At 63.0% G+C, this 18,838-nt stretch carries 15 protein-coding genes; 5 read left to right on the top strand and 10 right to left on the bottom strand.

The window, feature by feature from the left end; translation table 11 throughout:
• Window positions 1-14 precede the first annotated feature (14 nt).
• Window positions 15-5,414 carry a diguanylate cyclase gene (locus GD606_RS14755; RefSeq protein WP_163300838.1) on the bottom strand — a complete coding sequence of 1,800 codons (5,400 nt, stop codon included), beginning with the start codon at window positions 5,412-5,414 and terminating at the stop codon, window positions 15-17.
• A 474-nt stretch (window positions 5,415-5,888) separates the two neighbouring features.
• Here GD606_RS14755 and cfa point away from each other — a divergent pair, with 474 nt between their 5' ends.
• Both cfa and GD606_RS14745 read left to right on the top strand, forming a co-directional pair.
• Window positions 5,889-7,010 (top strand): cyclopropane fatty acyl phospholipid synthase, encoded by a 1,122-nt coding sequence (gene cfa / locus GD606_RS14750; protein WP_163300837.1) that lies wholly within the window; start codon window positions 5,889-5,891, stop codon window positions 7,008-7,010.
• Between the two features lie 153 nt (window positions 7,011-7,163).
• The gene (locus GD606_RS14745) at window positions 7,164-8,360 is read left to right on the top strand and encodes a glycosyltransferase (RefSeq protein WP_163300836.1); all 1,197 of its coding nucleotides are present in this window, start codon (window positions 7,164-7,166) and stop codon (window positions 8,358-8,360) included.
• A 62-nt stretch (window positions 8,361-8,422) separates the two neighbouring features.
• Here the strand turns inward: GD606_RS14745 and GD606_RS14740 are convergent, their stop codons facing one another.
• The 7 genes from GD606_RS14740 to flgB are packed head-to-tail and all read right to left on the bottom strand — an operon-like array spanning window position 8,423 to window position 14,361.
• Window positions 8,423-9,742: a FliI/YscN family ATPase gene (locus GD606_RS14740; RefSeq protein ID WP_163300835.1), complete on the bottom strand. Its 1,320-nt coding sequence runs from the start codon at window positions 9,740-9,742 to the stop codon at window positions 8,423-8,425.
• Window positions 9,732-10,505 (bottom strand): FliH/SctL family protein, encoded by a 774-nt coding sequence (locus tag GD606_RS14735; RefSeq protein WP_163300834.1) that lies wholly within the window; start codon window positions 10,503-10,505, stop codon window positions 9,732-9,734. Before GD606_RS14735 ends, GD606_RS14740 begins: the two co-directional genes overlap by 11 nt.
• On the bottom strand, window positions 10,492-11,490 hold the full coding sequence (gene fliG / locus GD606_RS14730) for a flagellar motor switch protein FliG (RefSeq protein ID WP_163300833.1): 999 nt from the start codon (window positions 11,488-11,490) through the stop codon (window positions 10,492-10,494). Before fliG ends, GD606_RS14735 begins: the two co-directional genes overlap by 14 nt.
• Before the next feature lie 6 nt (window positions 11,491-11,496).
• Complete coding sequence (gene fliF / locus GD606_RS14725; protein WP_163300832.1) at window positions 11,497-13,128, bottom strand: flagellar basal-body MS-ring/collar protein FliF; 1,632 nt, start codon at window positions 13,126-13,128, stop codon at window positions 11,497-11,499.
• A gap of 41 nt (window positions 13,129-13,169) precedes the next feature.
• On the bottom strand, window positions 13,170-13,496 hold the full coding sequence (fliE, locus tag GD606_RS14720; protein ID WP_163300831.1) for a flagellar hook-basal body complex protein FliE: 327 nt from the start codon (window positions 13,494-13,496) through the stop codon (window positions 13,170-13,172).
• 12 nt (window positions 13,497-13,508) lie between these two features.
• A complete protein-coding gene (gene flgC / locus GD606_RS14715; RefSeq protein ID WP_163300830.1) occupies window positions 13,509-13,949 on the bottom strand; it encodes a flagellar basal body rod protein FlgC in 441 nt (146 codons plus the stop codon).
• A gap of 1 nt (window position 13,950) precedes the next feature.
• Complete coding sequence (gene flgB, locus GD606_RS14710; protein ID WP_163300829.1) at window positions 13,951-14,361, bottom strand: flagellar basal body rod protein FlgB; 411 nt, start codon at window positions 14,359-14,361, stop codon at window positions 13,951-13,953.
• 383 nt (window positions 14,362-14,744) lie between these two features.
• On the opposite strand from flgB, the gene GD606_RS14705 reads away from it, so the two are divergent.
• The 3 genes from GD606_RS14705 to hflX all read left to right on the top strand — a co-directional run bounded on the left by GD606_RS14705 (window position 14,745) and on the right by hflX (window position 17,911).
• Window positions 14,745-15,317, top strand: a complete 573-nt coding sequence (locus GD606_RS14705) for a tetratricopeptide repeat protein (protein WP_163300828.1) — start codon at window positions 14,745-14,747, stop codon at window positions 15,315-15,317.
• Window positions 15,318-15,576: 259 nt separating this feature from the next.
• The gene (locus GD606_RS14700; protein WP_163300827.1) at window positions 15,577-16,167 is read left to right on the top strand and encodes an IMP cyclohydrolase; all 591 of its coding nucleotides are present in this window, start codon (window positions 15,577-15,579) and stop codon (window positions 16,165-16,167) included.
• Between the two features lie 79 nt (window positions 16,168-16,246).
• The gene (gene hflX / locus GD606_RS14695) at window positions 16,247-17,911 is read left to right on the top strand and encodes a GTPase HflX (RefSeq protein ID WP_176629384.1); all 1,665 of its coding nucleotides are present in this window, start codon (window positions 16,247-16,249) and stop codon (window positions 17,909-17,911) included.
• A gap of 24 nt (window positions 17,912-17,935) precedes the next feature.
• Here hflX and GD606_RS14690 read toward each other — a convergent pair whose 3' ends face one another.
• Window positions 17,936-18,430: a GNAT family N-acetyltransferase gene (locus GD606_RS14690; RefSeq protein WP_163300826.1), complete on the bottom strand. Its 495-nt coding sequence runs from the start codon at window positions 18,428-18,430 to the stop codon at window positions 17,936-17,938.
• Entirely contained in the window at window positions 18,427-18,816 is a 390-nt protein-coding gene (locus GD606_RS14685) for a type II toxin-antitoxin system TacA family antitoxin (RefSeq protein ID WP_246298827.1), read from the bottom strand. Before GD606_RS14685 ends, GD606_RS14690 begins: the two co-directional genes overlap by 4 nt.
• Between the last annotated feature and the right edge of the window lie 22 nt (window positions 18,817-18,838).

The raw sequence follows: 18,838 nt of genomic DNA, 5'->3' as shown, positions 1-18,838 counted from the left end.
AGGCGTTCCAAGGGTCATGACGCCGTCACGGAAACCACCACTCGGTTTCTTCCCTGTTCCTTGGCCCGATAGAGATTCGCGTCAGCCGCCCGGACAAGGGCCTCGGAGCTCCCCCCCCTCGCCGGGGTGCAGGTGGCGGCGCCGACGCTCACGGTCACCACGTCCGCCATCGGGCTTTTGCCATGGGGGATGCCGAGTCCCATGACGGCGGAACACAATTTTTCACAGGCGCGCAACGCATTATCCGCAGCGAGTCCGGGCAGGATGACGGCGAACTCCTCGCCGCCATACCGTGCGGCCAGGTCGCAGGACTGCCTGATGTTGACGGCGACTGCCTGGGCCACGCGGCGCAGGCAGTCGTCGCCCAGCAGATGTCCCAGATGGTCGTTGTATGCCTTGAAATGGTCCACATCGATCATGGCCAGGGTCAGGGGCGTTTCGTTGCGTATGGCGCGACGCCACTCGGTTTGCAGCGCTGAGTCGAACTTTCGCCGGTTGGCGATGCCCGTCAGGCCGTCGTAGTCGCTGAGCCTGCGCAACTTGTCGTTGGCCTCGGTGAGCTCCTGGGTGCGTTCGCGCACTTGGCGTTCCAGATCCCTGCTGTAGGCCTCACGCAGTCGCTCAGCCTGTTTCCTGTCGGTCATGTCGTGCAGGATGCCCTGGTAGCCGACAACCTGCCCCTGCGCGTCACGGCGCAGGTTGGCCGCGAAAATGGCTTCGACGATCTCTCCGTCCTTGCGCCGCAAGGCGACCTCGAAGCCGCGAACCGCACCGGCCTTCTCGAGGATGTCCTTGAGACGGGCCCGTGCCCGGGGATCGACATATAGGTCCGCCACGGAGAGTCTGAGCAGTTCAGCCTGCGTGTACCCGAGAATGCCCAGACAGGCCGGATTCACGTCCATGATGCGGCCTTCGGGCGTGGTGAGGAAAATGATGTCGCTCGCGTCCTCGAAAATGCTGCGGTAGCGTTGTTCGCTGGCGGCGAGGCTGCCGTAGAGATTGGCGTTTTCGATAGAGATGGCGGCCTGCGCGGCGAGCATCCCGACGATCTGGGTCCGTTCCTTGGCGAAGGCGTCGGGAAAAAGGTTGTTCTCCAGATACAGCACGCCGCTGAGGCGGTTTTGGACCAGCAGCGGCACGCACAAGACGGAGCGGACGTTTTTGCGCACCACATGCGCATCCTGCTGGAACGAGGGGTGTTGCCCGGCGTCGTTGAGAACGAGCTCCTGGCCGCTGCGGATGACGAACCTGACGATGGCCTCGCTGACCAGGGGCGAATCTTGCAGCGGACTGCCCGCCTGCGCAAAGGAGTTTCCCTCCACCGTGGCCATGGCCGCCACAGACCAGTCCCGTTCGTCCGGCAGCAGGAGATATCCCTGCTCGGCTCCGGCGTTCTCTATGACGCTGGTCATGATGACACGCAGCAGCGAGTCCTGGTTGATTTCCCTGGAAATCGCCTGGGTGGCTTTGAGGATGCTGCCGACATCGAGCAGATGGGGCATGGAGCCGTAGGAGCGCTCGGATTGCGCTGTGCCCGTCGATGCGTGGGAGGCCATAGCCGGGCGCGCCTGCGCCATGGTCCAACGGTCCAGTTCCTGACGCAGGCTCAAAACCTTGGCGTGCGCCCCCCACCGGTAATAGTTGAAACTGGCGTCTTCCAAAAAAATCTTGGCTGAATCGGTCTGTTCCAGAAAATGATGCAACTGCGCCATGCGTTCCCGGGACAGGGCCACGCCATGGGGGTGCTCGTCCCGGCGGGCAATGTCCGCCGCCTGTGCGTAAAGCTCCTGCGCCTCCTGGACGGCGCCGTCCAGCCGGGCCTTTTCGGCCCGCAGCAGCCGCTCCTGCCAAGCGTAGTTTTCAGGGCAGTTTTGCGCCCAGATGGCGAATTCCGCGAGCGATGCCCGCAACCTGGACTCCATGAGCCTGCGGTCCTCTTCCGAAGCGCCATCCAAAAGCGCCGCGGCGGCCATGGCGCGGTAAAAGCTGAACACCGTGGTTTCGTAAAGGATGGGGATATAGCGCATCCAGTCCGCGTGTTTTTCGGCGAAACGCCAGGCCTCCTCCGTCTTTCTGAAAAGGAAGAGCAACTGGAGCTTGGACGTGAGAAAATACGCCAGACCGTGGCCGAACAGCGTCTCGGGACGCTGCCAGAGCTCCAGGGAGGCATGCTCGTCGATGTCCGGCGTGCTGAGCGAGAGGGGATCGGGGCGTTCGCCTTTGAGGTTTTTCAGGAACAGATTGCAGAAGCGCTCGCTCATGAGGAAGGGAGAGCCGCGTTTCTCATAAAATTCCACGCTGATGTCGTTTTCTTCCAGGGCCTTGTCGACGGTGGACGCAGCCAGGACGGTCTTGGGAATCATGGTGCGGGCGTAACCGGCAAACACCAGGTTGCCGTTTTGGATGCCGTATTGATAGGCCCGCTTGTACATCTCGATCTGCTCCGACAGGGGCAAAAACCAGTGCATGGCGCAAACGGCGTAAAGAAAGGTGATCTGGGCCTGGATGCGCGGATTGGGAAACCGCTCTACGAGAGTCATGGACAGTTTGCCCAGCGCGAAAGCGCTGTGATAGTCTTTGTGTTCCTGCACGATGACGACTGTCGCCCAGCAAAAACCGACGGCGGACAAGGCGTTGTGGCCGTATCGCATGGATCTGGTGACTACCTCCATGACCAGGTGCGGGAAAAGCGTGGGAACGGCGATATACGCTCCGTCGGTAAGGATGGCGGTGAGCCGGATGATGCTGTCCTGCTCGCGATCCGTCACGTCCGGGATGGTAATCAGATCGGCTATCGGGCGCTGCCCGAGAAGCGCGACATAGTCCTTCATCAGGGAGTCGAAGCAACGTTTGAGGGTTGAGGCGTCGTCGGCCTGGGGCAGGTCCACGCCGAAAATGGCCAGGGCGTCCCTGGCGATGTCCATGAGTTCGTTGTATTTCCCCAGTTGGTTGTACTGAATCAGCTTCTGGAGATAGACCTCCACCCTGTCGAACGTGTCTTGCGTATGGGTGAGCGCCTCGTCCAGAAGGGTCTCGGCCTGTGCGAAATCGCCCAGCAGGTACAAGACGTCGGCCTTTTCGCGCACCACGTCCAGCATGACGGGGGCGTGTGTCCTCCAGCCGTCCCCGGGCAGGAGCGAGGCGGCCACCTCGAAGTTGCGCAACGCCTGCCCGTAGGCGGTGGACGCCTTGGCCTTGCGTCCCGCCAGCATGTTGAGTTCCAAAAGCGTCATGCGCTCTTCGGGATCATGCACCAGGTCAAGCGCCGCATTGAAATGCGACGTGATATCGAAGATCGTGTCCTCGATCTGCGTTTGGCCGACATGGCGCAGGAGCAGGCGGCCTATGCGCAGATGCAGCGGCGCGATATCCTCCTGCGGGATGAGCGAGTAGGCCGCCTGCTGCACCCGGTCGTGCAGGAAGCGGAAGACGGACTCCGAGGGGATGACGAGTCCCGCCTGAAGCGCCTCCCACAGTTCCTCGCTGGTTTCCTCCGGCGTTCTCTCCAGGATGGCGGCGAGCATGGGCAGGGCGAATCGGTTCCCGATGCAGGCCGCCAGTTGCAGCACCTGGCGCGTCTGCGGCTTCATGCGGCTGATCCTGCCGGCCATGAGGTCCACCACGTTGTCGGTGAGCCCCATGGTACGGATGTCGGCCATGTCCCAGAGCCAGCAACCGGAGTCGGAATCCAGTTGAAACAGGCCCCGCGCATGCAGATCCTTGAGCATCTGCGATACGAAAAACGGGTTGCCGCCGGTCTTTTCCTCGATAAGCCGGGACAGATCATCAACCTCTTCCGGGGGGCGATTGAGGGTGTCCGCCACCATTTGGCGCAGATCGACGAACAACAAAGGGGCCAGGGTCACGGTGCGGACGGCGACGCCTGATTCGTGCAGGCTGTTGACGGTCAGCGTCAGCGGATGCGCGGGGGAGACCTCATTGTCCCGGTAGGCGCCGATGATGAGCAGGGCGTGGGATGACGCGTCCGTCATGAGCGCGCGGATGAGGTTGAGCGACGGCGCATCCGCCCATTGCAGATCGTCGAGAAAAACCACCAGGGGATGCTCCCGCTTGGCGAACACCCCGATGAAGCGCTGCATGCACATGATGAAGCGGTTTTGCGCCTCTGTCGGCCCAAGGTCCGGCGCGGGGGGTTGTTGTCCAAGGATGTGCTCCATCTCCGGGATGACGTCGATAATCACCTGGGCGTTGTTGCCCAGGGCATCAAGCAGGGACAGACGCCATTTGACCACCAACGCCTCGGGTTCGGCCAGTATGCGGTGGCTCAACTGGCGGAAGGCCTGGATGAAGGCTGAAAACGGGATGTCGCGCTGAAACTGGTCATGCTTGCCGGAAACGAACCGGCCTCGCTGGCGGGTGAGCCCTTTGAGCACCTCGTTGACCAGCGACGTTTTGCCGATGCCCGAATAGCCCCCCACGAGAAGCAGCTCCGCGCCGCCCCGGGCCATGCGTTCAAACGTCTGCAGCAGAAGCCGGATTTCATTGTCCCGGCCGTAAATCTTCTGGGATACCTGGAACCGGAACGACAGGGCCCGGTGGCCGGGTTTCATGTCCGCCAGGCTCTCGCCGCTGACACAGGCCGCACGCATGTCCTTCAGGTCGCGAACCAGACCGGAGGCGCTCTGGTAGCGATTCTCCGCCATTTTTTCCAGCAGGCGCATGGTGAGGCCGGAAAGCGCCAGAGGGACGGCGGGCCGCATCTCCTGGGGGCTCACAGGCCTGCGGGCGATGTGCGCATGCAAAAGTTCCATCGGATCACTGGACGTGAAAGGCAGGACTCCGGTGAGCATCCTGTAATAACAGATTCCCAGGGAATAGAGGTCGGATCGGCTGTCGATGCTTCGGTTCATCCGGCCGGTCTGTTCCGGGGAAATGTAGGCCAGGTTGCCCTCGATCTGGTCGGGATCCCAGGGTTCCTGCACTTCTCCCTCGATAAGCGAGGACATCCCGAAATCCGTCAGCTTGATCTCGCCCGTTCGGGGGTTGATGAGGAAATTGGCCAGGTGGGTGTCCTTGTGGATGATCCCCTGCCCGTGCAACTGCGCCAGGGCTTCGGCCATCTGGATCGCGGCGTCGAGAAATTCGAGGGGGTCCGGCAGGCGCCCCTCGATATGGCTGGCAAGATCGCGCGCGCCGTAGTCCTCTTCGACGATGGCGAAGCTGGAGCGGTATTGCAGGAGGTCATGGACCTTGATCACGCGGGACAGGTTCAGGGAGGCGAGCAGGTCGTACTCGTGCTGAAAGCGCAAATTTTCGCGGATGGAGATGTCGGGACTGGCGGGGATCTTGAGCACCACCGGCAGGCCGTCCCGTTCGCGGCGGGCCCGATAGACCTGGCTGTTCGGCCCCTGGTAGAGCAGTTCACCGATTTGAAAGCCGATAAGGGAGATCATGTGCGTGCTCGTCCGCCTGGGTGTTACGCCAGAACCCCCGGGGATGTGTCCCGTGTGAGGGGTGCATCCGGAATGTTCCTGGAAACGGTTTTGTCGCTGTGCGTCCGGCCTGCCTGCAAACTGCATGCGAGATCAGGCCGGGGGCGTCTTCCAATCCTGGCGGGCGTGGCCCATTCCCGGCGAATGTTTTGTAAGGCCAAGACAAAGCGCTTGGCAAGGGCCTCGGCGCTTGGAGACGTGCCCTGGCTTTTCGCCATGCGCCACGGGAATACGCCGGTTGTGGAGAATCTGGCAGCCGGTGCGCCATGTCCCTACGCGGGAAGGATGGCGGCCGATGTCCTGGCGGCGGATATGCAGCCCGGCAAGAAAAAAACCGACAGCGGCCCTTGATATTTCCTTGCGCTTATGCGCTACTGCCTAGGCGTCGCCAACCTCTCCCTCCTTGAACCTCCTGCGTGCGTATCGGAGGCGATCATGAGCAGGGCCGAACGGATCATCACCTCCCTCCTGGCCCAGGCCGGAATCACAGTCAACGGGCCAAATCCCTGGGATATCCGCGTTCACAACACGGACCTGTATCCCCGCGTCCTTCGCGACAAGAACCTGGGCCTGGGCGAGGCCTACATGGACGGCTGGTGGGACTGCGCCTGCCTGGACGAACTGTTTCGCCGCCTGTGCCTCGCCGAACTGGACGTCTGGGCCCAAAAGAGCCTGCCGCTGCTGTTCGACCTCTTCCTTGAACGACTCTTCAACCGCCAGTCGCGGCGCAGATCCAAGGCCGTGGCAAAGCGGCACTACGACCTGGGCAACGACATGTTCCTGTCCTGGCTCGACCCCCACAACCAGTACAGTTGCGCCTATTTCGCCGGGACCGACGACCTGGAGACGGCCCAACGGCAAAAACTCGACCTCATCCGCCACAAGCTCGACATCCGGCCCGGCGACGCCGTCCTGGACATTGGCTGCGGCTGGGGCGGACTGTCCGCGTATCTTGCCGAACACTGCGGCTGCACCGTGACCGGGGTGAACATCTCGCGCCAACAGGCGGCCCACGCCAAGGCCTGCGCAACGGCCCGGGGCCTTGCGGTGGAGATCGTCGAACGCGACTACCGCGACATGAACGGACATTTCGACAAAATCGTGTCCGTGGGTATGTTCGAGCATGTGGGGCAAAAAAACCATCGGGACTTCATGCGGGCCGTCAACCGCTGCCTGCGGGACGGCGGGACGTTCCTTTTGCACACCATCGCCGCCAACGTCTCGGCCGTCGGGTGCGACCCCTGGATTCGCACATACATCTTTCCCGGCGGCGCCCTGCCCTCCCTGGCCCAGATCGCCCGGGCCGCCGAAGGGCTTTTCGTGGTCGAGGACGCCCACAACCTGGGCCCCCACTACGACAAGACGCTCATGGCCTGGCACGAACGCTTCCAGGCCGCCTGGCCGGGCCTGCGGCCACGGTTTCCGGAGAGTTTCCGGCGCATGTGGGACTATTATCTCTTGTCCTGCGCCGGGGCCTTCCGGGCCCGGGCCCTGCAACTGTGGCAACTGGTCATGACCAGGCCCGGCACGCCGCAGCCGCCGTGCCGGGCGGCGTGAGGCGTGAAGCCCCGCCACCTGGCGCCTTTTCCCCGATGGTTGGGCATGCAGGAAGCCGGAAAGCCCTGACGCAGGCCACGCGGCGACGCATATCATGAACCGGAATCCCGCCGACGTTCCCGCAGGGGCTTCTTTCTTTCCGAAAAACACATTATGATTCGCGCCGGTGAAGCGGCCATCCCACGCTGGTCGAAGCCGTACCGGCACCTCACGACCCCGGCCAGGGCCACCCGGCAACGCGAACTTGGCCACATGGAGCTTCCTTTGCTCTCCATAAAATGTGAAGTCCATCTGTACTGCGATGTCATAAGCCTGGACCCTCTCATCATCGTAGGATTCGGCTCGCCACATCCCGGCCAGCCCGCCTTGACGCTGAGCCAGGCGTTACGGAACAAAAAAGTTTACTACCTCTTGTGGTCATGGTGGACACCACAGGACAATGATGAATTGTTCAACATGGTGAATAGCTATTATTTTCTAAAGAAATACTACCCCCAGCACGATGTGCACATCATGGTCAATGACCATGTCGACATGTTTCTCCTTGAAAAATGCAAAATAAACACAACATTTTGCCATCAAAACGCATTCCTTGACCAACGCATATTCAACATCATCGATGGTTCTCCGAAGGAATATGACGCCATCTACAATGCAAGGCTTGACCGGTTCAAGCGACATATGCTTGCTTCGAAACTGAACAATGTCGGATTGATTTACTATTCTCCGGCAAAAGAAAAAAAAGAAGGCCTCGCATACAAGGCAGAGCTCAAGAATAATCTTCCGAACGCCGTTTTTTTGAATGAACACCCCGAGACAGGAATGGACAGGTTCTTGTCGCCACAGGATATATGCCAGCTCTACAACAAATCGAGAGTTGGATTATGCCTTTCCGACCTGGAAGGAGGAATGTACGCTGCGACGGAATACCTGTTGTGCGGCATTCCTGTCGTCAGCACCCACAATATCGGAGGGCGGGACTATTTCCTGGACAAAGATTTCGCACGACTCGTCGACCCGGACCCCGACGCCGTTGCCGAGGCGACATACAGCCTGATTTCAGAGAACATCCCCCCAAAAGTGATCAGACAGCGCACCTTGCTGAAAATGCTCAAGCAGAGACAGATTTTCATCGATCATGTGCAAACCATCTTTGACAAGGAAAACGTAGGCAGAAACTTCGCAGACGAATGGGACGTCGTTTTCAAGAACAAGCTGTTGGTCTGGGGTATACCGAACTGGCAGGTGCTGGAATACATCAGGGCGAACGAAGGACACAAGGGGCCGCTCAAAACGCCGCTTGCGCGGCGATATGGCGTGACGGTTCCGGAAAATTTCGAGTGGGAATAAGCGGCGGACACACCAGAAAAGCAGCCTGGACCGGCCGCCGCCCGTGAGCCCGGCGCGGCCGCCTACTTCACGGCGGCGATCTTGGCCAGGGCCGCGAAGCACTCCTCCAGGGGGGCGGGTTCGCCCACGTCCTGGCGCAGATAGATGCCGATGGGGCCGATCATGGCCAGGGCCCGGTCGATGTCCGGATTCGATCCCTTGGCGTAGGCCCCGATGTTCACCATGTCCTCCACCCGGCGGTAGGTGGCCAGAAGCCGCAGGAGCACCTTGCCCGCCTCGCGCTGCTCGGGCGTGGTCACGTCGGAGCGCAGACGGCTGATGCTTTTTAAGACGTCTATGGCCGGGAAATGCCCCTGGTCGGCCAGGTCGCGGGTGAGCACGATGTGCCCGTCCAGGATGGACCGGGTGGAGTCGGCGATGGGTTCGGTGAAGTCGTCGCCGTCCACCAGCACGGTATAGATGCCGGTGATGGAGCCGGATTTGTTCTTTCCGGCCCGCTCCAAAAGCTTGGGCAGATGGGCGAACACCGAGGGGGTATAGCCCCGGGTGGTGGGCGGCTCCCCGGCCGCCAGCCCCACCTCGCGCCCGGCCATGGCGAAGCGGGTCACGGAGTCCATCATGAGGATCACGTCCGCGCCCTCGTCCCGGAAATATTCGGCCATGGCCGTGGCCGCATAGGCCGCGCGCATGCGGATCAGCGGGCTTTGGTCCGAGGTGGCGATGACCAGCACCGACCGGGCCAGCCCCTCGGGGCCCAGATCCTTTTCAATAAATTCCAAGACCTCCCGGCCGCGTTCGCCCACAAGCCCGATAACGTTGATGTCGGCCTTGGTGCCCCGGGCGATCATGCCCATGAGCGTCGATTTCCCGACGCCCGAACCGGCCATGATGCCCACCCGCTGGCCCTTGCCCAGGGTCAGGAGGCCGTTGATGGCCCGCACCCCCACGTCCAGGGGTTCGGAGATGCGCGGCCTCTCCAGGGGACTGGGCGGCTCGGCGAAGATGGGGCGGAATTTCCGAGGGAAGATGGGGCCGATCTCGTCGATGGGATTGCCGAAGGCGTCCACGGTGCGGCCCAGAAAACGTTTCCCCACGGGCATAAGCGGCGGGGTGGAGGTGTTTTTGATGAGCGTGCCGGGGCTGATGCCGCGCATGTCGCCGTAGGGCATGAAAAGGCACGCCCCGTCGCGAAACCCCACCACCTCGGCCGGAATCTCCACGCCCCGGGCGTCGTCGGGCATGAGTCGGCACACGGAGCCGATGGGGGCCTTGATGCCCCGGCCCTCGGCGATAAGCCCCACCACCTTGCTCACCTTGCCGAAGGCCTGGGCGGGCTGCAAGTCGGCCATGATGCTGACCAGGGCCTTGGCGTCAAGCTCCATGGACGTCGCCCGCCGCCTCGCCGTCGGCCTCGGGGCGCACCGAGAGCTGGTCGAAGATGCGCGAAACCTCGGCAAAACGGCTGTTGACGGTGTTGTCCACCATGCCGTCGCGGCTCTCCAGGCGCACGCCCCCGGGCAGAAGCGCCGCGTCGCCGCGCACATGCCAGCGTTCGAGCCCCTGGCGGCTATGGGCGGCCCGGGTCAAAAGCTCCTCCATCATGGGCATGTCCTCGGGATGCACGATCACGGCCAGCTCGGTGCGGCTGTCGATGAGATCCAGGGCCTCGTCTAATAGCGAGGCCAAAATCTCCTGGCGCGAGTCGCCCAAAAGGATGCCGAAGGACTTTTCCAGGGCCAGGCGGACAAGCGCGACGAAATCCTGACGGTAGCCGTCCCACAGGGTTTTGCGGTCGCCCTGGATGGCGGCCAGGGTCTCGCCGAAGGCCTTGCTCATCTCCGCCACATGGGTCTCGAACTGGGTCTGGGCCTGCGCCGTGCCCTGGGCCAGGCCTTCCTCCCGGGCCGCGGCGCGAAGCCGCTCGGCCTCGGCCATGGCCTGGGCGATGATCTCCTTGGCCATGTCCTGGGCCTTTGCCCGGGTGCGCTCCCAGAATTCGGCCTCCATGCGCTCGAAGGGAAACGGCGTCCGCCGGGCCTCGATCTCGGCCACGGTGGTCTCCTGGGGACCGGCGCTGCCCATGCCCATGACCACCCGGCCCGTGGCCGACGGGATGCCGCCGCCGGGGGGGCTAGACGAAGACATCCCCGCCTCCGCGCCCTATGGCGATCTTGCCCTCGGCCTCCAGGCGGCGCACGGTCTTGACCACGTTTTGCTGGGAGCTCTCCACGTCCGAGAGCTTCACCGGCCCCATGATCTCCAGGTCTTCCTGGATCATGGTCGCGGCGCGTTCGGAGAGGTTTTTAAAGAACTTCTCCTTGAGCTCGTCGCTGGCGCCCTTTAAGGCCTGGGTCAGCTCCTCGTTGGAGACCTCTTTGAGGAGCTCGCGGATGCCCCGGTCGTCCAGGGCCTTGATATCCTCGAACACGAACATGAGGTTGCGGATGTCCTCAGCCATCTGGGCGGATTCCTCTTCGATCTCGGAAAGGACTTCCTCCTCGGTGGCCCTGTCCACGGCGTTTAAGATCTCAGCCACGGCCGTGACCCCGCCCACCTTTTTGCCTTCCTTGCCGCCCATGGCGATGAGCTGGTTTTGCAGAACCTTGTCCACTTCCATGAGCATTTCCTCGGCCACGGCCTCCAGCCGCGACAGGCGCATGAGCACCTCGGCCCGCACGCCCGAGGGCAGGTTCTGGAGGAGCTCGGCGGCCTGGTCCGGATGCAGATGGCCAAGGATGAGCGCCAGGGTCTGGGGATGCTCGTTGCGAAGGATCTGGGCCAGGATGCGCGGGCTGACGTTGCCAAGCTCCTGGAAGGGCGTGGGCCCGGTGTCGATCTCCAGCGAGTCGAGGATGTACTTGGCCGTATCTGCGTCCAGGGTCTTGCCCAGAAGCTGCCGCACCTGATCCGGCCCGCCCACCACCATTTCCTTGCCGAACTGCATGTTTTCGTTGAATTCGTGGACGATCTCCTCGACCTGCTCCTTGGGCACGGTCTCCATATCCAACATGGCCTTGGAGATGCGTGCGATATCCCGACGATCCAGGCGCTTGAACACCTCGCCGGTGAACTTGTCGCCGAGCGCCAGACACAGCACGGCGGTTTTCTGAGGACCGGAAAAAGGGGCCATGTCGCCCTACGCCTCCTGCTTGAGCCAGCTTTTGAGCACGGTGATGGACTGCTCCACGTTTTCTTCGAAAAGTTGCAGGGCCAGGGCCTTGGCCAGTTCAAAACGCTTGGATTCCTCGATGACGCCGACTTCCTCTTCCTCGGGTTCTCCCAGGGCCATGCGAGCCTCTCCTTCAGGCAGACGATCCAGTGTTTCGATGCCTTCCTCCGACACCCGGGGCCGGATCAGGGCCATGACCACCGGGCGCACCACCAGGATCAGGAACAGGAAGATCAAAAGGCCGTTCAAAAAGGGCTTGCCGAGACGCTGGGCGTATTCCAGCATGGTCTCCATCAGGCTCGGTTCGCCGGACAGGTCCGGGGAGCCGAACTCGAAGCTCGACACCTCCACCTCGTCGCCCCGCCCGGAATTGACGCCCGCCGCCTTGGACACCAGGGCCCGGATGCGCTCCAGTTCCTCGGCCTTGCGCGGGGTGAAGACCGGCACGTCCGACCCTTCGGGCGTGGTGTACGTTCCATCCACGATAACCGCGATGGTTTGACGATTCAAGCCTCCCATGGAGGTGACGATGTTTTGTTCTTCCTTGTTGATCTCGTAATTGGTGGTGCGGTTTTCCCGGTTGGACTTCTGGGTGGACTCGGTACCGGAAAAGCCGTCGCCGCGAAAGTTGGTGTTGGGCACGGCCGCGCCGCCCTGGGGGGTGGTGACGGCGGCATCCTCGACCATGGCCGAACCGGAGGTGGATTCCTCGCTGCGTTGTTCGCTGCGCACCACGGTGGCGTCGGGGTCGTAGGATTCCTTGCGGATGGTGCGCTGGTTGAAGTCCAGGTCGGCGTTGACCTTGACCATGGCCCGGCCCGGGCCCACGATGGGTGTGAGCAGTTGCTCGATGCGGTTTTCCAGGTTGGCTTCGTAGGTGGTCTTGTACTCCAGTTGGGAGGTGGTCATGCCTTCCAGGGTGCTGTCCCCGGAGGGCTGATACAGCACCAGCCCGTTGGTGTCGGTGATGGTGATGCGGTCGGGCGTCAGCCCTTCGACGGACATGGCCACCAGGTTGACGATGCCCAGGAGCTGTTTGTTGTCCAGTCGCTGCCCCTGCTTGAGCGTCAGGACCACCGAGGCCGAAGCGGGCTTCTGGTCTTCGATAAAAAGGCTCTTATGGGGCATGACCAGATGGATGCGGACCTTTTCCACCTGGGGAAACTCGCCGATGGTCCGGGACAATTCGCCCTGCATGGCCCGCTGGTAATTGATGCGCTGGACGAAATCGGTCTGGCCGACCTTGAGCTCGTCGAAAAGCTCGAAGCCCACGCCCGAGCCGTGCATGACCCCTTCCCCGGCGATGCGCAGGCGCTGTTCGTAGACCATGTCCTCGGGCACCAGGAGGGTCGCCCCGTTATCCTGGATCCTGTAGGGAATCTTCGAGGCCTGAAGCTGCTCCGTCACCCGGGCGGCGTCTTCCGGGGAAAGCCGGGAATACAGCACCCGGTATTCCACCTGGTTGAGAAAATAGAGCATGAGCAGAAAGGCCAGGATCACCGAGACGGCCAGCCCGCCGACCAGGATGCGCTGGGCCAGGGTCCGGTCGGACCAGAAGCGGGCGATTTTGTCCCAATACTTGGCGATGGCGGGGGGCATGCGTCTTCTCCGGGAGTGATCTGGTTATGGGAAATGTCGGCCTAAAACTGCATCTTGACCAGTTCTTTGTACGTCTCCATGACCTTGCTGCGCACGGCGGTGGTCATGCCCATGGCCAGGCTGGCCTTTTGCAGATGGATCATGAGCTCGTGGACGTTTTGGGTCTCGCCGGAGGCAAAGGACTGGATCATGTCCGCCTTTTTGGTCTCCATGGCGTTGACGTTCTCGATGGAGCTTTGCAGGGTGTCCATGAAGGACTGCCCGGGCTTGGCGGGCTTGGCCAGACTGTCGGCGACCTTCGCATCGATGCGGCTGGCCGAGTTCAGGGCGTTTTTGTAGGCGGAGATCGCCACAGGGGAGATGGCCATGGGATTTCTCCTTTATCTTCCGATTTCCAAGGCCTTGGAAAACATGGACTTGGTGGTGCTGATGGAGGCCGCGCTGGCTTCATAGGACCGCATGGTCGTGATCATGTTGGCCATTTCCTCCACCACGTTGATGTCGGGATAGGCCACATAGCCGTTCTCATCGGCGTCGGGATGTCCGGGCTCGAAGACCAGCCGGGGGGGGCGGTTGTCGTTGACCACTCCCGTGACCTTGACCCCGGAGATATCCCGGTCCAGGGCGCCTTGCATGGCCTTGGAGAACGGCGTGTCCACGGGGGTGGATTCGAAGACCACGCTTTTGCGTTGGTAGGGCCCCTCGCCGTTGGCCGTCTTGGTGGAACGGATGTTGGCCAGGTTCATGGAAATGACGTTCAAATTGGTGCGCTGGGCGCTTAACGCCGACGAACCGATGTCCAGTGCGGTCGAGAAGTCCATGTTACTTGCCTCCCTCGGCGATGACTTTCTGTATGCCCTCGAAACTGCGCCGGGCGATGTCCGACAGGGCGTTGTACATGAGCGTGTTTTTGGCCATCACGGCCATTTCCTTGTCCATGTCCACCGCGTCGAGCCCGGCCACCACCTGGGGTTTCCATTTTTCCGACAGCTCGCCCTCGAAATTTGACGCATCAAAGGCCGAGGGAATGTGGCCGCTTTCCGTGCGGGTCATCCTTCCCTTGCCGTCACGGTCCAGGGCCTTTTGCAGTTCGCCCTCGAAGTCCATCTTCCTGGCCTTGTAGGCCGGGATATCGATGTTCGCCAGGTTGGACATGACGACATTTTGACGTTCCAGGTGCAGATCCAGCACCTTTCCCACCAGGCCCACATTGTCTGGAAACAAGGATTTCATCGGTGTTTGCTCCCTCGTCCGGCTTCCTGCCGCCCTATTGTCCGGCGACGCGCCGCACGTGATTCGCAGGGCACAAAGCAATTCCCGTTCCATGCCACCAACATCTTGTAATAAAAGAATAAAATGTATGTTTTCCAACGCCCGGCCCACCCCCGGCCGCGGCCACGCCAAAGGGGGAAGAATCTGCTTGTGGCACAAGCGTTGCATGAGAGGGCTTGCCCGGAAAAAACGGGTCCCGGATCGCGCTTTCCGGGCGGACAAGGGTAGGGGAACGGGGAGACGTTCCTTCGGCTGTCCCGGCACGGGGACGGCGAAAAGAGGTGCGGACCAAACAATGCATGGACGCAGGCCGCAGACCTCGAATGCCACGGAGGGGACACGCAATGAGCGGTCAATTGGATTACGAAATCAACAAGGAACTTGGCGAGTGCTACCTGTTCATGGGCGACCTGGACAAGGCCGAAGAGTATTACCACAAAGCCATGGGCGATGACGGCGTCTACGCCGAACCGCATCTGGGCCTGGCCACCATCGCCGTGCAGCGCGGCGAATTGGATCTGGCCATGGGGTACTACCGCAGGGCGGCCGACCTGGAACCCGGCGACCGGTCCTATGCGGGCATGGCGCTTATTGAGATGGAGCGCGGCGAGATCGAGGCCGCCTTCACCCACTTCGGCATGGCCCTGGCCAAAAATCCGGAAAATTTGGTGGCCCTTTTCGGGATGGTGCGCCTGGCCTACGCGCATAACCGCGTGCAGGACGCCCTGCCCCATCTCAAGGACTACCTGGCCGTGGACCCGGTGAAAAACGAGGTGCGCTTCACCCTGGCGGGTTGTCTCATGACCCTGGGCAGGCATGAAGAGGCCCGGGAGCAACTCCAGACCATCCTGGAACAGGAGCCGGGCAACCAGCCGGCCATGGAGCTCTCGGAGCAGTTGCGCCAGGTCGCGGCCTAACCTCCGGCGTCTTCAGCGGTTCGGAAGGACTGCGGCCGGAAGCGGCATCCCCGGAGGCGGATCGCCCCGCCCCTGGGAAACGATGCCCCGGCCCCACGCCTCTGCGGACTGCGCGACCGCGATATCTCCCCTCCCCGTTCGGCTTCCGACCCCCGTGGCAGCGCTCCCGGGGGCCGGAAGCCGATATTTGGCGCACGGGGCGACTTGCCAAGGCTGGCCGAATTTGGCAGTGCCTTTCCAAAAAGCACAGAGGAAAGGCATGGATCTTCTCCCTATTCGTCGCGCCCTTTTGAGCGTCACCGACAAGACCGGCCTGGCGGCCTTCGCGGAATTTCTGCAACGCGGCGGCGTGGAGCTGGTCTCCACAGGCGGCACCCGCAAGGCCCTTCAGGACGCCGGGCTGGCCGTCACCTCCGTCAGCCGGGTGACGGGCTTTCCCGAGATTCTCGACGGCCGGGTCAAAACCCTGCATCCCCACATCCACGCCGGGATCCTGGCCGACAAGGACAATCCCGAGCATCGGCGCACCCTGGCCAAACACCAGTTGGCCGCCTTCGATCTGGTGTGCGTCAACCTCTACAACTTCGCCGACGCCTTAAAGGCCGGGCTGTCGCTTCCCGACATGGTGGAGCGCATCGACATCGGCGGCCCCACCCTGCTACGGGCCTCGGCCAAAAACTTCCAGAGCATCCTGGTGGTTCCCGGCGCCGCTTACTATCCCCGGGTGCAGCGCGAACTCGCGGACAAGGATTTTCATGTCGGCCTGCCGCTTCGCCGGGACATGGCCGCCGCCACCTTCAAACTGACCTCGGAATACGACGCCATGATCGCCTCCTACATGGCCCGCTGACCGCGCCGCAAACCACAACAGGGACACCGCCATCGCCTCCAAAGTCCAGGGAAACACCGCGGGCCTAAAGCCCAGCCAACTGCGCGCCGTGGAGCGCCTCCTGACCCGGCGCTATCCCGGCCAGGGCGGCTACACCCTCGAACAGGCCCGGGAACTGGCGGCCTTAAGCGCCGGGATCAGCCGCCAGATCGGCCTGCTCATCGACCGCAAGGGTCGGCCGTCCATGGTCATCGTGGGCGAACAAAAGGGCATCTACATCCCCGAACTGGCCCGCTCCCGCATGGGAACCGGACGCCTGCGGGGCCTGCGCCTTTTGCACACCCACCTCTCCGAAGAGCCCCTGTCGGAGGAAGACCTGACGGACATGCTGTTTTTGCGCCTCGACAGCGTGGCCGCCCTGACCGTGGACCAGGCGGCCGCGCCGCGCACAATGTATTCCGCCCACCTGCTGCCCCCGGCGGCCTCCAGGGAACCCTACCGCCTGCTGCCCCCGGCGGACTGGGACAAGGTGGACACGGATTTCACGGCCCAGGCCCTGGCCCTGGAAGACGAACTGTCGCGTGAAGGGGAGAGCCTGTCCGCCCATGCCGCCCATGGCGACGCGGGCCGGGAGCTGGCGGTCCTGGTGTGCGTCTCGGACGCGCCCCGGGAGGACATGGAGGCCTCTCTGGACGAACTGGCCGCCCTGGCCGACACGGCCGGACTTGCCGTGGCGGATCGGGTGGTGCAGCGCGTGGCCAAGGTCAACCCCAAGTTCATCCTGGGCAAGGGCAAGCTGGCCGAGATCGAGATCGTGGCCCTTCGCAGCGGGGCCGGGACGCTTTTATTCGACAACGAGCTGGCCCCCAGCCAGATCCGCAATCTGGCCGAGGTCACGGAGCTCAAAATCCTGGACCGCACCCAGCTCATCCTGGACATCTTCGCCCAAAACGCCCGCACCCGTTCGGGCAAGCTCCAGGTGGAGATGGCCCAGCTCAAATATCTCCAGCCCCGGCTGGTCAAGCAGGACCGGGCCATGTCCCGGCTCATGGGCGGCATCGGCGGCCGGGGCCCGGGCGAGACCAAGCTCGAGATCGACCGCAGGCGCATACGAGAGCGCATCGCGCGCATCAAAAACGAGCTTTCCGGCCTGCGCCAGCGCCGGGCGGCGGCCCGGGCCGGACGATCCGGGGCCGGGCTGCCGGTGGTGTCGCTTGTGGGCTACACCAACGCCGGAAAATCCACCCTGCTCAACACCCTCACCGGCTCCGAGGTGTTGGCCGAAAACCGCTTGTTCGCCACCCTGGACCCCACCACCCGGCGGCTACGGTTTCCCAGCGAACGCGAGGTCATCCTGACGGACACGGTGGGATTTATCCGGGAGCTGCCCAAGGAACTCATGGAGGCCTTCCGGGCCACCCTGGAGGAGCTGGAGTCGGCGGACCTGCTCGTCCAGGTGGCCGACGCCTCCCACCGCGAGGTGCTGCACCAGATCCGGGCCGTGGAGGAGATTTTGCGCGACCTGGGCCTGGACACCATCCCCCGCATCCTGGTCATGAACAAGTGGGACAGGATGGAGGAAAAGGCCGGGCGCGAACTGTTGTCGCGCTTTCCCGGGGCCATCCCGGTCTCGGCCCTGTCCCGGGAGGGGCTCAACCCCCTGGTGACGGAGATTTTGCGTCGCGCCCCCTTCGGCGGCGGCGTGACGGCCCGGGACGTGGAGGGCGACGGCATCTGGTGCGACCCGCCCGACGCCTTGCAGTGACGCCGGGGAGCCCTTTGGCCGAGATTATGGCGTGAGCGCCTTTTGCGCCGTGGCCAGGGGGAGGAAAAGCGTCCCCGGGCGGCTTGCCAGCCGCATGAATCCATGATGCTCGTAAAAGGACGCGGCGCGCTCGCTTTTGGCGTCCACCACAAGCGTAAATCCCGCCACCTCCGTACGCAGGGCGCGGCGCATGGCGTCCACCAATAAAACGCCGCCAATACCCTGGCCTTGAAAGGCCAAGGCCACCGCCAACCGGCCGATGCGGATGGCCGGAAGCGTGGGATAGCGCGGCAGACGTCTGGCCAGGGCCTCGGGCAGATCCACCACCGGGATGCCAGCGCAGGCCAGGGTGTAAAATCCGGCCACGGCCGTTTTGCCAAGGGCCACGAAGCAGGATGCCACGCGGCGTTTCACGTCTTGTGAGACGCGCTCCCGGAAATAGCGGTCAAGCGCCTCCTCGCCGCAGGCAAACCCGCTCCGGTCCAGGCGCTCGTCCAGGGCCACGATACGCAGGTTCACGCCGGATCGACCCTTTCGCGGTGACGTTTGGCGGCCCGGACCAGGGCCGGAACCGGAGACGGCGGGTCGAGCACTGCCTGGGCGATCCGAAGCTGGTCGTCGGCCGACAGGCGCAGGATCTCCATGTCCTCGATGGTCTTGCGGGCGGCCTCGCTGGCTGCGGTCACGACAAAATCCGTCAGGCTGCGTCCCTGCAACTCGGCGGCGCGCTTGAGCAGGGCATGGATCTCCCCCGGCAGGCGCGCTTCGAGGCGGGCTGTGGTGTTGCGGCTGTTCATGGGTGAGAAATACGGCAGATTGCCGTACCCGTCAACCGCTGTCGCCGGGCCAGCGGGTGCGACAGCCTCCAGGCTGTGGTCCGCCCTTGAAACCACGGCCCAAAACACGTACCGTCCCGGGCACGGCACT

This window comes from Desulfolutivibrio sulfodismutans DSM 3696, from assembly GCF_013376455.1.
Lineage (GTDB): Bacteria > Desulfobacterota > Desulfovibrionia > Desulfovibrionales > Desulfovibrionaceae > Desulfolutivibrio > Desulfolutivibrio sulfodismutans.
The sequence above is the reverse complement of the archived record's forward strand: the minus strand, read 5'-3'. Positions and strand labels throughout refer to the sequence as shown.

Coding starts and splice junctions, on each gene's coding strand:
- GD606_RS14755 (WP_163300838.1), bottom strand. CDS start 5,414: ATGATCTCCCTTATCGGCTTTCAAATCGGTGAACTGCTCTACCAGGGG.
- cfa (WP_163300837.1), top strand. CDS start 5,889: ATGAGCAGGGCCGAACGGATCATCACCTCCCTCCTGGCCCAGGCCGGA.
- GD606_RS14745 (WP_163300836.1), top strand. CDS start 7,164: ATGATTCGCGCCGGTGAAGCGGCCATCCCACGCTGGTCGAAGCCGTAC.
- GD606_RS14740 (WP_163300835.1), bottom strand. CDS start 9,742: ATGGAGCTTGACGCCAAGGCCCTGGTCAGCATCATGGCCGACTTGCAG.
- GD606_RS14735 (WP_163300834.1), bottom strand. CDS start 10,505: ATGTCTTCGTCTAGCCCCCCCGGCGGCGGCATCCCGTCGGCCACGGGC.
- fliG (WP_163300833.1), bottom strand. CDS start 11,490: ATGGCCCCTTTTTCCGGTCCTCAGAAAACCGCCGTGCTGTGTCTGGCG.
- fliF (WP_163300832.1), bottom strand. CDS start 13,128: ATGCCCCCCGCCATCGCCAAGTATTGGGACAAAATCGCCCGCTTCTGG.
- fliE (WP_163300831.1), bottom strand. CDS start 13,496: ATGGCCATCTCCCCTGTGGCGATCTCCGCCTACAAAAACGCCCTGAAC.
- flgC (WP_163300830.1), bottom strand. CDS start 13,949: ATGGACTTCTCGACCGCACTGGACATCGGTTCGTCGGCGTTAAGCGCC.
- flgB (WP_163300829.1), bottom strand. CDS start 14,361: ATGAAATCCTTGTTTCCAGACAATGTGGGCCTGGTGGGAAAGGTGCTG.
- GD606_RS14705 (WP_163300828.1), top strand. CDS start 14,745: ATGAGCGGTCAATTGGATTACGAAATCAACAAGGAACTTGGCGAGTGC.
- GD606_RS14700 (WP_163300827.1), top strand. CDS start 15,577: ATGGATCTTCTCCCTATTCGTCGCGCCCTTTTGAGCGTCACCGACAAG.